At 69.7% G+C, this 12,945-nt stretch carries 10 protein-coding genes; 3 read left to right on the forward strand and 7 right to left on the reverse strand.

Annotated elements, in window-relative coordinates; translation table 11 throughout:
* Positions 1 to 42 precede the first annotated feature (42 nt).
* Positions 43 to 729: a lysophospholipid acyltransferase family protein gene (locus Q9R19_RS07930; RefSeq protein WP_311255770.1), complete on the reverse strand. Its 687-nt coding sequence runs from the start codon at positions 727 to 729 to the stop codon at positions 43 to 45.
* A gap of 118 nt (positions 730 to 847) precedes the next feature.
* On the opposite strand from Q9R19_RS07930, the gene Q9R19_RS07935 reads away from it, so the two are divergent.
* The gene (locus Q9R19_RS07935; RefSeq protein ID WP_311255771.1) at positions 848 to 2,674 is read left to right on the forward strand and encodes an AMP-dependent synthetase/ligase; all 1,827 of its coding nucleotides are present in this window, start codon (positions 848 to 850) and stop codon (positions 2,672 to 2,674) included.
* 53 nt (positions 2,675 to 2,727) lie between these two features.
* Here Q9R19_RS07935 and def read toward each other — a convergent pair whose 3' ends face one another.
* Genes def through Q9R19_RS07950 form a run of 3 tightly spaced genes read right to left on the reverse strand, consistent with a single transcriptional unit; the run spans position 2,728 to position 8,566 of the window.
* Positions 2,728 to 3,219, reverse strand: coding sequence for a peptide deformylase (gene def / locus Q9R19_RS07940; protein WP_311255772.1), 492 nt, complete (start codon positions 3,217 to 3,219; stop codon positions 2,728 to 2,730).
* The gene (locus tag Q9R19_RS07945; RefSeq protein WP_311255773.1) at positions 3,219 to 5,114 is read right to left on the reverse strand and encodes a MinD/ParA family protein; all 1,896 of its coding nucleotides are present in this window, start codon (positions 5,112 to 5,114) and stop codon (positions 3,219 to 3,221) included. The genes def and Q9R19_RS07945 overlap by 1 nt, the downstream gene beginning before the upstream one ends.
* Positions 5,115 to 5,158: 44 nt before the next feature.
* Positions 5,159 to 8,566, reverse strand: coding sequence for a pyruvate carboxylase (locus tag Q9R19_RS07950; RefSeq protein WP_311255774.1), 3,408 nt, complete (start codon positions 8,564 to 8,566; stop codon positions 5,159 to 5,161).
* A 161-nt stretch (positions 8,567 to 8,727) separates the two neighbouring features.
* Between Q9R19_RS07950 and Q9R19_RS07955 the strand changes: the two genes are divergently transcribed.
* On the forward strand, positions 8,728 to 9,540 hold the full coding sequence (locus Q9R19_RS07955) for a ParA family protein (protein ID WP_311255775.1): 813 nt from the start codon (positions 8,728 to 8,730) through the stop codon (positions 9,538 to 9,540).
* A gap of 12 nt (positions 9,541 to 9,552) precedes the next feature.
* Here Q9R19_RS07955 and Q9R19_RS07960 read toward each other — a convergent pair whose 3' ends face one another.
* From Q9R19_RS07960 to Q9R19_RS07970, 3 genes are all read right to left on the reverse strand, one after another.
* Entirely contained in the window at positions 9,553 to 10,098 is a 546-nt protein-coding gene (locus Q9R19_RS07960) for a MerR family transcriptional regulator (protein WP_311255776.1), read from the reverse strand.
* Positions 10,099 to 10,198: 100 nt separating this feature from the next.
* Positions 10,199 to 10,888: a MerR family transcriptional regulator gene (locus Q9R19_RS07965; protein ID WP_311255777.1), complete on the reverse strand. Its 690-nt coding sequence runs from the start codon at positions 10,886 to 10,888 to the stop codon at positions 10,199 to 10,201.
* Positions 10,888 to 11,352 carry an FHA domain-containing protein gene (locus tag Q9R19_RS07970; protein WP_396653468.1) on the reverse strand — a complete coding sequence of 155 codons (465 nt, stop codon included), beginning with the start codon at positions 11,350 to 11,352 and terminating at the stop codon, positions 10,888 to 10,890. Before Q9R19_RS07970 ends, Q9R19_RS07965 begins: the two co-directional genes overlap by 1 nt.
* 139 nt (positions 11,353 to 11,491) lie before the next feature.
* On the opposite strand from Q9R19_RS07970, the gene lpdA reads away from it, so the two are divergent.
* Positions 11,492 to 12,889, forward strand: coding sequence for a dihydrolipoyl dehydrogenase (lpdA, locus tag Q9R19_RS07975; RefSeq protein ID WP_311255778.1), 1,398 nt, complete (start codon positions 11,492 to 11,494; stop codon positions 12,887 to 12,889).
* Positions 12,890 to 12,945 lie beyond the last annotated feature (56 nt).

Here is a 12,945-nt window from a genome sequence, read left to right on the forward strand (position 1 = left end):
CCCCGCCGGCGAACCCGCGCTGTGACGGCGTCGCACACGGCGTCAGCCGCGGTGCGGCAGGCGGTCCTTCACGGTGGACGCGTACACGTCGTCGTACTCCTGCGACCCCAGCCGCTGCAGAGAGATCATGATCTCGTCCGTGACCGCGCGAAGGATGTAGCGGTCGTTCTCCATGCCCGCGTAGCGGGAGAAGTCCAGCGGTTCGCCGATGAGCACTCCGACCCGTCCCACGTTGGGCAGGCGCTTGCCGATGGGCATGACCACGTCGGTGTCGACCATCACCACGGGGATCACCGGGACCTTCGCCTCCAGCGCCATGCGGGCCAGGCCCGTGCGCCCGCGGTACAGCTTTCCGTCGGGGCTGCGCGTGCCCTCGGGATAGATGCCCAGCAGGTCGCCGCGACCCAGGATCTGCAGTCCGGTGTTCAGCGACGCCTCGGATGCCCTGCCGCCGGAGCGGTCGATGGGGATCTGACCGGTGCCCTTCATGAACACCCTGGTCGCCCAGCCCTTGAGGCCCCTGCCGGTGAAGTAGTCGCTCTTGGCCAGGAAGGACATCGGCCGATCCAGCAGCAGCGGGAGGAAGATCGAGTCGGCGAAGGACAGATGATTGCTCGCCAGGATGGCCGCGCCGGAGGCGGGCACGTTATCGCGCCCCACGATCCAGGGTCGGAAGATCGCCTTGACCAGCGGTCCGATCACGACGTACTTCATCAGCCAGTAGAACATCGAGCAGAAGTCTAGCGTCGCGGCATCCTCCGCGACCGAGTTCCAGAGTTTCTGCGACTGGATGCCATGACCTAGACTCGGGATCATCACCCGCCATGCCGGTACCGAAGGAGCTGCCGTGATCCAGTTCGATGTTCCCGCGATCGTCCCCGCCGACCCCGAGGCGAACACCTCCGACCTGCTCGCGATCCGCGCGAAGCAGACCCCCGACCTGGCGCTGTTCTCGGTTCCGGAGGGCGAGGGATGGCGCGACATCACCGCCAGGGACTTCGAGATCGCGGTGATCGCGCTGGCGAAGGGCTTCGTCGCCGCCGGCATCAACCCGGGCGACAAGGTGGGATTCATCGCCCGCACCACCTACGAGTGGACCCTGATCGATTTCGCGCTGTTCTACGCCGGCGCCGTGATGGTGCCGGTCTACGAGACGAGCTCCCCCTCGCAGATCCAGTGGATCCTGGAGGACTCCGGGGCGATCGCGCTGATCGTCGAGTCGCCCGAGCACTTCGCCCGCGTCGACGAGGTGCGCGGCGACCTTCCGCTGGTCAGGGAGGTGTGGCAGCTGCATCTCGGCGCCATCGACGCGCTCACGGCGCAGGGAGCCGGCGTGGAGGATGCCGAGATCGAGCGTCGCCGGAGCCTGGCCGTGGGGTCGGACATCGCGACCCTCATCTACACGTCCGGGTCGACGGGACGCCCGAAGGGCTGCGTGCTCACGCACAGCAACTTCGTCGAGCTGTCCCGCAACTCGGCCAAGGCCCTCGACGAGGTGGTCTCGATGCCCGGCGCGTCGACGCTGCTGTTCATCACCACTGCGCACGTGTTCGCGCGCTTCATCTCGATCCTCGGCATCCACGCCGGCGTGCGCACCGGGCACCAGCCCGACACGAAGAACCTGCTGCCCGCGCTCGGATCGTTCAAGCCGACGTTCCTGCTGGCGGTGCCCCGCGTGTTCGAGAAGGTGTACAACTCCGCCGAGCAGAAGGCCGAGGCCGGTGGAAAGGGCAAGATCTTCCGGGCTGCGGCCGCCGCCGCGATCGAGCACTCGACCCTGCTGGAGGAGGGTCGCAAGGTGCCGCTCGGGCTCAAGCTGAAGTTCGCGCTGTTCGACAAGCTCGTCTACGGCAAGCTTCGCGAGGCGATGGGCGGCAATGTCGCCTACGCGGTCTCCGGCTCGGCGCCGCTCGGCGCCCGCCTGGGGCACTTCTTCCACAGCCTGGGAGTGGTGATCCTGGAGGGCTACGGCCTCACCGAGACCACAGCGCCCGCGACGGTGAACCTCGCCGACAAGTCCAAGATCGGCACGGTCGGTCCGGCGCTGCCGGGCGTGGGCGTGCGACTGGCCGATGACGGCGAGATCGAGGTGCGCGGCATCAACGTCTTCAAGGAGTATTGGAACAACCCCGAGGCGACCGCCGATGCGTTCGACGACGGCTGGTTCCGCACCGGCGACATGGGCAGCTTCGACTCCGACGGCTTCCTGACGATCACGGGACGCAAGAAGGAGCTCATCGTCACCGCCGGCGGCAAGAACGTCGCGCCGGCCGGCCTCGAGGACCCGATCCGGTCCAACCCGATCGTCGGGCAGGTGGTGGTGGTCGGCGACCAGAAGCCGTTCATCGCGGCGCTGGTCACGCTCGACTCCGAGATGCTGCCGACCTGGCTGGCCAACAACGGCCTGCCCGCGGACATGTCTCTCGCGGATGCCGCGGCGAGCCCCGCCGTGCGCGACGAGGTGCAGCGCGCCATCGATCGCGCGAACAAGACGGTCTCGCGTGCGGAGTCGATCCGCAAGTTCACGATCCTCCCGATCGAGTGGACCGAGGACAGCGGCCATCTGACGCCGAAGCTCTCGATCAAGCGCAACGTGATCATGCGGGACTTCGCCGACGAGATCGCCGAGATCTACGCGGCGCCCACTCACACCACGACGACGCCGCTGGGCTGAGCCGACTCGTCGACGGGCGCTTCAACGCCGCTGCGCAGCGTTGATCCGCCGGATCAGAACCAGTCGCTCTCGCGCACCTGGCGCATGGCGACGCGGCGCGTCTCGCCCGTGAGCCGGCCGAGGTACACGATGCCGTCGAGGTGGTCGGTCTCGTGCTGCAGGGCCTGCGCGAGCAGGCCCTCCCCCTCGAGCACGACCGGCTCGCCGTCGAGATCGATCCCCTCGACACGCGCCCACGGATATCGCGGGGTGTCGTGCCACAGGCCAGGCACCGACAGGCATCCCTCGCCGATTTCGGCCGGCTCGCCGCGCACCTCGACCAGCACCGGGTTGATCACGTAGCCGATGTCGCCGTCGATGTTGTAGCTGAACGCGCGCTGCGCGACGCCGATCTGGTTGGCGGCGACGCCGGCGCGGCCGGGCAGCTCGACCGTCTCGACGAGGTCGGCGATCAGCGCGCGCACGCCGTCGTCGATGGCGTCGATGGGAGCGCACTTCTGGCGCAGCACGGGGTCGCCGTACAGGCGGATCTCACGGACGGTCATCAGGCGGCTCCGCGCAGCCCCTCGATCAGCACGGCCGCGACCTCGCGCGCGGCGCGCCTGGTCTCCGGCTGTAGTGACCCGAATCCGATCGGCCCGCCGCCCGCGATCTGCGGGTCGTACGGGATGCGCAGCACGTGCGCGGCGCGGGTGGAGAAATGCGCCTCGAGCTCGCTCAGCCGAACGAGCGGCGCACCGGGGGTGGACTGGTTCAGCACGACGACGGCTTCTCTGGCGAGCCGCGCGTGGCCGTTGGTCTCCAGCCACGTCAACGTCTCGGAGGCCAGTCGCGCCTCGTCGACGCTGAGCCCCGACACGATCACGAGCTGATCGGCCAGATCGAGCGTGGCGTCCATCACCGAGTGCACGATCCCGGTGCCCGAGTCCGTGAGCACGAGCGAGTAGTACTGAGCGGCGACAGCCGCGACGTCGCGGTAATCGGCATCGCCGAACGCCTCGGACACGCGCGGATCCGCGTCGGACGCCAGCACGTCCAGGCGGGTCTCGTCCCTGGCGACGAGCGCGGAGATGTCGTGGAATCCCCGGATCTCGTGCTGGGCGCGCACCACGTCCCGCACCGATCGGCCGTGGCTGCCCGCGACCCGCTCGGCGAGGGTGCCGCGGTCGGGGTTGGCGTCGACGGCGATGACGCGGTCGTCGCGAGCGTCCGCGAGGGCCATGCCGAGCAGCGCCGTGACGGTGGTCTTGCCCACACCGCCCTTGCGTGAGAGCACGGGCACGAAGCGGGCGCTGCCGGTCAGCGGCGCCGCGATGCGCGCGCTCAGCAGCTTGCGCTCGCGGGCCCTGCGTCCATCGCCGATGTTGATCCGGCCCCCCGAGACGGCGTAGAGCAGGTGGCTCCACGCACCCTCCGGCTCGGGCCTGGCGATCCGAGAGGGATCGAGCAGGCGGTCCGCGGTCAGCAGGTCCGCGCTCTCGCGCCCGGCGTCGCCGAGCTCGTCGAGTCGCTTCGAGGTGAGGGGGAGATCGGATGCCTGCCGCGGCCCCTCCGCGGTGCGTTCGAGCTCAGCCGCGGTGCGCGCGGCGGGCGCACGATCTTCGGTCGCCATGGTGCGGTTCTCCTCTGCGGTCCCGGGCCGTGCGGGCTCGGTGTCGTGCGGCGGCTGCGCGTCGGCGGACATCGCCTCCTGCGCTGGTGCATCGGTCGGGTCCGCAGCCGGCTCGGCTGCAACGGGTTCGGCTGCGACGGGTTCGGCTCCGACGGGCGCGAGTGCGGCATCGATCTCCGGCACCGCTGCCGGCCCGGCGTCCGCCGTGTCGGGTTCGTCCGATGCCCCGTGCCTCACGGACGCCTCGGGCTTCGCGGACTTCTTCGGCGCGCCCGGCTTCTTCCGGCCCGCTTTCCCGGCCGCTGCCGCCGGCACGGGAAGGACGAGCTCGGGTCGGATACCGGGTGCGGGCCGACGCTCGCCCGAAGGGTCCTCTCGGACCGGCGCCGAGTCGTCCCGCATCGGGTCCGCGACGATCTCCGACTCCGCCGCCGGTTCTTCCGTCTCCTCGGCCTCAGCCGGCTCCTCGGTATCCGCCGGTTCCTCCGGGTCAGCCGGTTCCTCCGGGTCAGCCGGTTCCTCGGCCGACGCGGGTGCGTCGTCCGCAGGCAGCTCGATGACGATCTCGGGCGCCTCCCGGCTGATCCGCGCGAAGGTGTCCGGGTCCGCCACCGACGACGTGTCGATGATGAGGTCCGAGACGATCTCGCCGCCGATCACCTCGTCATCGACCATGTCGTCGTCATCGCCGCCGGTGGGCAGCGAGACGCTCACCTGCGAGGTGTTCCGATGCAGGCCGATCGCGGTCGTGTCCGACGACGGGGTGTCGTCGAGCACGCCCAGCGAATCATCATCCCCTTCGGGGTCAACGTTGTTCTTCGGCGTCACGGTTCCAGCTCCAAGCTCCGGCGCAGACATGCGCCCGCCCAAGATTAGTGCGCGGGACGGACCACGACCAAAAGATCACCGGCGTCGACCTGCTGGGTCTCGTCGATCGCGAGGCGCTCGACCACGCCGTCGACCGGACTCGTGATCGCCGCCTCCATCTTCATCGCCTCGATGGATGCCACGGCGTCACCGGCCTTCACCGGCTGCCCCTCCACCGCCTTCAGCGTCACCGCGCCCGAGAACGGGGCCGCGATCTGGCCGGGCTTGGAGGTGTCGGCCTTCTCGGTCTCGCGGGCGTCCACGATGATCGAGCGGTCCCGCACCGAGACCGGACGCAGTTGCCCGTTCAGGGTGGTCATGGCCGTGCGCATGCCCTTCGGATCCGCCTCGCCGATCGCTTCGAGACCGACGTACAGCCGCACCCCGCGCTCGATCTCGACGGCGTGCTCGGCCCCGGGAACCAGCCCGTACAGGTAGTCGGACGTCCCCAGCACGGAAAGGTCGCCGAACTCCTCGCGGCCCTGCCGGAAGGTCTTCGTCGGCACCGGGAAGAGAAGCTCGTTGAGCATGTCGCGACGTTCGCCGGACGTGCCGTTCAGTGCCGCCCGCTGGGCATCGGTGAGCGGCGTGATGCTCGCCTTGGCGGCGCGGCCCGCGAGCACCTTGCTTCGGAACGGCTCGGGCCAGCCGCCGGGCAGATCGCCCAGCTCCCCCGCCATGAATCCCACCACGGAGTCCGGGATGTCGTAGCGCTCCGGGTTCGCGGCGAAGTCGGCGGGGTCCGCCTTGACCGCTGCGAGGTGCAGCGCCAGGTCTCCGACCACCTTGGAGGACGGAGTCACCTTCGGCACGCGGCCGAGGATGTCGTTCGCCGCGGCGTACATGTCCTCGATGAGCTCGAAGTCGTCGGCCAGCCCCAGCGCGATGGCCTGCTGACGCAGGTTCGACAGCTGCCCGCCGGGGATCTCGTGGTGGTACACGCGCCCGGTGGGGCTCGGCAGGCCCGACTCGAACGGGCGGTACAGGTGACGCATCGCCTCCCAGTACGGCTCCAGGTCCGATGCCGCCTGAAGATCGATGCCGGTGTCGCGCTCGGTGTGCGCGAGCGCCGCGATCAGGGCCGACAGGGACGGCTGGCTGGTGGTGCCCGACATCGGCGCGGACGCCACATCCACGGCATCCGCTCCGGCTCCGCTCGCAGCGAGCAGGGTCGCCAGCTGGCCGCCGGCGGTGTCGTGCGTGTGCACGTGCACGGGCTGGTCGAACCGCTCGCGCAGCGCCGTCACGAGCTTCGCGGCCGCTGCAGGGCGCAGCAGACCGGCCATGTCCTTGATGCCGATCACGTGCGCACCTGCGTCCACGATCTGCTCGGCGAGGCGCAGGTAGTAGTCCAGCGTGTACAGGTCCTCGGCGGGATCGAGCAGGTCACCCGTGTAGCAGAGCGCCGCCTCCGCGACCGCGGTGCCGGTGCCCAGCACCGCGTCGATCGCGGGGCGCATCTGGGACACGTCGTTGAGCGCGTCGAAGATGCGGAAGATGTCCACGCCTGTCGCGGCGGCCTCGCGCACGAACGCGTCGGTCACCTCGGTGGGGTACGGCGTGTACCCGACGGTGTTGCGCCCGCGCAGCAGCATCTGGATGTTGATGTTCGGCAGCGCCGTGCGCAGTGCCGCCAGTCGCTCCCACGGGTCCTCGCCGAGGAAGCGCAGTGCGACATCGTAGGTCGCGCCGCCCCAGGCCTCCACCGAGAGCAGCTGCGGGGTCATGCGGGCGACGTACGGCGCGACCGCGACGAGATCGCTGGTGCGCACGCGCGTGGCCAGCAGCGACTGGTGCGCGTCGCGGAACGTCGTCTCGGTGACGGCGAGTGCCTTCTGCTCGCGCAGCGCCGCCGCGAAGCCGGCCGGCCCCAGCTCCTGCAGCCGCTGGCGCGAGCCCGCGGGCGGCTCGACGCCGAGGTCGAGCGCGGGGAGCTTGTGCGAGGGCGGCAGGGCCAGCGGGTTCTCGCCGTTCGGCTTGTTCACCGTGACGTCCACGAGCCACCGCAGGATCTTCGATCCGCGGTCCTTCGAGACCCGCCCGCGCAGCAGCTCGGGACGCTCGTCGATGAACGAGGTGGACAGGTCGCCCGCCGCGAAGGAGGGGTCGTCCAGCACGGCCTGCAGGAAGGGGATGTTCGTCGACACGCCGCGGATGCGGAACTCGGCCAGTGCGCGTCGTGCGCGGGAGACCGCGCTGTTGAACGAGCGCCCGCGACAGGTCAGCTTGGAGAGCATCGAGTCGAAGTAGGGGCTGATCTGGGAGCCCGCAGCCGTGGTCCCGCCGTCGAGGCGGATGCCGGCGCCGCCCGGGGAGCGGTAGGTGGTGATCTTCCCCGTGTCCGGCCGGAAGCCCTGCGTCGGGTCCTCGGTCGTGATGCGGCACTGCAGCGCGGCGCCGCGCAGCTGGATGTCGTCCTGCTCGAGATCGAGATCTGCGAGGGTCGCGCCGTTCGCGATCTGCATCTGCGCACGGACGAGGTCGACGTCGGTGACCTCCTCGGTCACCGTGTGCTCGACCTGGATGCGGGGGTTCATCTCGATGAAGACGACCTCCCCCGTGCGGGGTCCGGCCGTCTCGAGCAGGAACTCCACCGTTCCCGCGTTCTGGTAGCCGATCGACCGCGCGAACGCGATCGCGTGACGATGCAGGTCGCTGCGGGTCTTCTCGTCCAGGTTCGGCGCGGGGGCTATCTCGATCACCTTCTGGTGGCGGCGCTGCACCGAGCAGTCCCGCTCGAACAGGTGCACGGTGCTCCCCCGCCCGTCGGCGAGGATCTGCACCTCGATGTGACGCGGGCGCAGCACGGCCTGCTCCAGGAACATCCGCGAATCGCCGAACGCGGCCCCCGCCTCGCGCATGGCCTCGGCCAGCGCCGGCGCGAGCTCGCCCTTGGTCTCCACGCGGCGCATTCCGCGGCCGCCGCCTCCGGCGACGGCCTTCGCGAACAGCGGGAACCCGATCTCGTCGGACTGCGCGACCAGCGCCTCGACGTCGTCGGATGCCTCGGTCGAGCGCAGCACGGGGACGCCGGCCTCCACTGCGTGCCGCTTGGCCTCCACCTTGTTGCCCGCCATCTCCAGCACCTGCGCGGGCGGACCGATGAAGGTGATGCCCGCAGCGGCGGCCTTCTCGGCCAGCTCGGGGTTCTCGGAGAGGAATCCGTAGCCCGGGTAGATCGCATCGGCACCGGCGTCGAGCGCCACGGCGATGATCCCGTCCACGTCGAGGTAGGCCTGCACGGGGTGACCGCGCTCGCCGATCTCGTAGGCCTCGTCGGCCTTCAGCCGATGCAGCGAGCCCCGGTCCTCATACGGGAACACGGCGACGGTCCGAGCCCCCACCTCGTACGCCGCGCGGAATGCGCGGATCGCGATCTCACCACGGTTGGCCACCAGGATCTTCTGGAACATGCACACCTCTTCGGAGGTCGTCGCGCGCCGGATGCCGCGCGCGGAGCGGAGGCTGAGTGTGTCCCCACACTAATGCCTGCCGGCCCGTGCCTCCCACCGCGTGAACCCGGCGCGCGGGGCACGGAGGAGTCTCACGGCAACGGCACGGTAACGTGTAAGTCGTGCACGTACTCAGCGTCAGCTCCCTCAAGGGAGGCGTCGGCAAGACGACCGTGACCCTCGGTCTCGCCTCCGCCGCCTTCGCCCGTGGCATCCGAACCCTCGTGGTCGACCTCGACCCGCAGTCGGACGTCTCCACGGGCATGGACATCCAGATCGCGGGCCGGCTGAACATCGCCGACGTGCTGGAGAACCCGAAGGAGAAGGTGGTCCGTCAGGCGATCACCACCAGCGGCTGGGCCAAGGTGCACCCCGGCACGATCGACCTGCTGATCGGCAGCCCGTCGGCGATCAACTTCGACGGACCGCACCCCAGCGTGCGCGACGTGTGGAAGCTCGAAGAGGCGCTTGCGACCGTCGAGAGCGAGTACGACCTCGTGCTCATCGACTGCGCGCCCTCCCTGAACGCGCTCACGCGCACGGCCTGGGCGGCCAGCGACCGCGTGATGGTGGTCACGGAGCCGGGACTGTTCTCGGTCGCCGCGGCGGACCGCGCGCTGCGTGCCATCGAGGAGATCCGCCGCGGCCTCTCCCCCCGCCTGCAGCCGCTGGGAATCGTCGTGAACCGGGTGCGCCCGCAGTCGATCGAGCACCAGTTCCGCATCAAGGAGCTGCGCGACATGTTCGGTCCGCTGGTGCTGGCGCCGCAGCTGCCCGAGCGCACCTCGCTGCAGCAGGCTCAGGGTGCCGCCAAGCCGCTGCACATCTGGCCGGGGGACTCCGCTCAGGAGCTCGCGGCCGACTTCGACCAGCTGCTGGACCGCATCATCCGCACCGGGCGCGTGGCAGTTCCCGAGGCCGGCGCCCCCGCCTGACGATCTCCCGCTTTACGCGGTGCGCTTGGCGCGACGGGCTGCGAGCTCGTCCACGGGATCGGGAGCAGTCGGGTCGAACTCGACCAGCGTGGACTCCACCTCGCGCAGCACCTTGCCGACGGCGATGCCGAACACGCCCTGGCCGCGGCTGACCAGGTCGATGACCTCGTCGTTCGAGGTGCACAGGTACACGGAGGCGCCGTCGCTCATCAGCGTGGTGCCTGCCAGATCGCGGATGCCGGCGGCGCGCAGCTGCTCGACGGCGGTGCGGATCTGCTGCAGCGAGATGCCGGTGTCCAGCAGTCGCTTGACGAGCTTGAGCACGAGGATGTCGCGGAAGCCGTACAGCCGCTGCGAACCCGAGCCGGACGCGCCGCGCACGGTGGGGACCACCAGTTCGGTGCGCGCCCAGTAGTCCAGCTGGCGGTAGGTGATGCCTGCGGCGCGTGCCGCCACCGCGCCGCGGTAGCCGACCTCGTCGTCCATGGCGGGGAGCCCGTCGGTGAAGAGGAGCTCGGTCACGAACCGCGGGTCGCCTGCCAGCTCATCCGCATTCATACGTCTGTCCTCTCCTGAACGAATACCTCAACGCTAGAGCAGCACCCCCACCGCGGCAACGACATCCGGTCGGCGCCGAAGGTGTGTCGCAACCGGTTCGTTACGAAAGCGCGCGGTCCAGCGCCTGACGCACCATCAGACTGCGCACCTCGTCGATGCGCGTGGCCAGCTCGGGGGCGAGTTCCGCGGCGCGGCCGCGGGAGGCGGCATCCGTGCGTCGCAGCAGCGTGGACAGCGCCGATTCGATCAGGGCGGCCTCGCGCTCCGCGTTCTGGCGCAGGCTGCGCAGGTGCCGGGGCTCGATGCCGTGCCTGGCCAGCGTGACCAGTCCGGACAGCAGCGACGACACCTGCTCGGTGTACGACTCGGCGGCCACGATCAGGCCCGCGCTGATGGCGTCGTTCAGCAGCTGCGGCGTGGCGCCCGTGCGCGCGAGCAGCTCGTCACGCCGATGGCGCCGCGCCGGCGGGGTGATCGAGCGGGGCACGATGTCGCCCCAGCCCTGACCGTTCGCCTCGGCCTCGTCGAGCTGCTCGCGGATGACGCTGAGCGGAAGGTAGTGGTCGCGCTGCAGCGTGAGGGCGGTGCGCAGGCGCTCCACGTCGTGACCGGAGAACTTGCGGTACCCGGACTCGGTGCGCGAGGGCGTGACGATGCCCTGCACCTCGAGGAACCGCAGCTTGCTCGAGGTGAGCTGCGAGAACTCCGGTGTGAGACGAGCCAGAACCTGGCCGATGCTGAGGAGCCCAGCGGGCGCGGAGCGTCCCCGGGCGGCGCCGGCCGACGCCATCAGTCGTTCGCCGCCGCGAGATCGACCGGGGAGGCGAAGAAGTTCATCCGGAACTTGCCGATGCGCAACTCGTAGCCGTTCGCCAGCTCGCTGCGGTCGACACGCTCGCCGTTGACGTAGGTGCCGTTCAGCGAGCGCTGATCGATGATCTCGAACACGGAGCCCGCACGGGTGATCTCGGCGTGACGCCGCGACACGGTGACGTCGTCGAAGAAGATGTCCGCCTCGGGGTGACGCCCGACGGTCGTCACCTCCGCGTCCAGCAGGTAGCGGGCACCGGCGAGAGCGCCCGCCCGCACCAGCAGCAGCGCCGAACCCGCAGGGAGCGCCGCGATGGCCGCGCTCTCCGCTTCGGTCAGGTCCGCACCGAACGGGACGAACGAGAGGTCGGATTCGTGGCCGAACGTCTGCGTCACGTCGTGCCGCACTTCACCATTGCGGTGGATCGCGCCTCCGGCGCCGATCGTGCTGTCGTCTGTCACGGGTCTCCCTCCTCCGGTCCTTCAGCCTATCGGATGCGGCCGAGTCCACGGGAGTGCGATCCGGCCGGAATCCGGGTGCGGTCACCCGTCTCGCACGCGACGCAGACGATAGGCTTGTGGCATGCCACATTACGATGTCGTCATCCTCGGCGCGGGCCCTGGCGGATACGTCGCCGCCGTCCGCAGCGCCCAGCTCGGACTGTCCACCGCCATCATCGAGGAGAAGTACTGGGGCGGTGTGTGCCTGAACGTCGGCTGCATCCCCTCCAAGTCGCTCCTGAAGAACGCGGAGGTTGCGCACACCTTCACCCACAAGGCCGACTTCTTCGGCATCTCGGGTGACGTGCACTTCGACTTCGGCGCGGCGTTCGACCGCAGCCGCAAGGTGTCGGAGACTCACGTCAAGGGCATCCACTTCCTGATGAAGAAGAACAAGGTGACCGAGTACGAGGGTCGCGGAACGTTCACAGGGCCCAAGGCCATCTCGGTGGCGAAGTCGGACGGCACCACCGAAGAGGTCACCTTCGACAACGCGATCATCGCGACCGGCTCGACCGTGCGCCTGCTGCCCGGCGTCGAGCTGAGCGAGAACGTGGTCACCTACGAGGAGCAGATCCTCGCCCGCGAGCTGCCGGAGTCGATCGCGATCGTCGGCGCCGGCGCGATCGGCATGGAGTTCGCCTACGTGCTGGTGAACTACGGCGTGAAGGTCACCATCATCGAGTTCCTCGACCGCGCACTGCCGAACGAGGACGCCGAGGTCTCGAAGGAGATCCAGCGCCAGTACAAGAAGCTGGGCGTCGACATCCTCACCTCCACCGCGGTGAAGACCGTGACCGACAACGGCTCCTCGGTGCACATCACCTACGAGACCCGCGACGGCAAGGCCGGCGAGCTCGACGCGGGCAAGGTGCTCATGTCGGTCGGCTTCGCGCCCAACATCGAGGGCTTCGGGCTCGACAAGACCGGTGTGAAGCTCACCGAGCGCGGCGCCATCGACATCGACGACCACATGCGCACGAACGTCGAGGGCATCTACGCCATCGGCGACGTCACCGCCAAGCTGCAGCTGGCGCACGTCGCCGAGGCCCAGGCCGTCGTCGCCGCCGAGACCATCGCCGGTGCCGAGACGCAGACGCTGGGCGATTACCGGATGATGCCGCGCGCGACGTTCTGCCAGCCGCAGGTCGCCAGCTTCGGTCTGACCGAGGAGCAGGCCAAGGCCGAGGGACGCGAGATCAAGGTCGCGAAGTTCCCGTTCAGTGCGAACGGCAAGGCCAACGGCCTGGGCGAGCCCGTCGGATTCGTCAAGCTGATCGCCGACGCCGAGCACCTCGAGCTCATCGGCGGCCACCTCATCGGCCCCGACGTCTCCGAGTTGCTGCCCGAGCTGACCCTGGCGCAGAAGTGGGACCTCACCGCCCTCGAGGCGGCCCGCAACGTGCACACCCACCCGACGCTGTCGGAGGCGTTGCAGGAGGGCTTCCACGGCCTCGCCGGCCACATGATCAACCTCTGAGTTCAGCCTCGAGCTGCTCAGCCTCGAGTGCGAGAGCCCGGTCCCCTCGGACCGGG

The organism is Microbacterium sp. ARD32 (genome assembly GCF_031844385.1).
Classification (GTDB): Bacteria; Actinomycetota; Actinomycetes; order Actinomycetales; family Microbacteriaceae; genus Microbacterium.

Excerpts from the sequence above, each read along its gene's own strand:
- Q9R19_RS07930 (WP_311255770.1), bottom strand. The coding sequence starts at position 729 with ATGTTCTACTGGCTGATGAAGTACGTCGTGATCGGACCGCTGGTCAAG.
- def (WP_311255772.1), bottom strand. The coding sequence starts at position 3,219 with ATGACCGTCCGTGAGATCCGCCTGTACGGCGACCCCGTGCTGCGCCAG.
- Q9R19_RS07950 (WP_311255774.1), bottom strand. The coding sequence starts at position 8,566 with ATGTTCCAGAAGATCCTGGTGGCCAACCGTGGTGAGATCGCGATCCGC.
- Q9R19_RS07960 (WP_311255776.1), bottom strand. The coding sequence starts at position 10,098 with ATGAATGCGGATGAGCTGGCAGGCGACCCGCGGTTCGTGACCGAGCTC.
- Q9R19_RS07965 (WP_311255777.1), bottom strand. The coding sequence starts at position 10,888 with ATGGCGTCGGCCGGCGCCGCCCGGGGACGCTCCGCGCCCGCTGGGCTC.
- lpdA (WP_311255778.1), top strand. The coding sequence starts at position 11,492 with ATGCCACATTACGATGTCGTCATCCTCGGCGCGGGCCCTGGCGGATAC.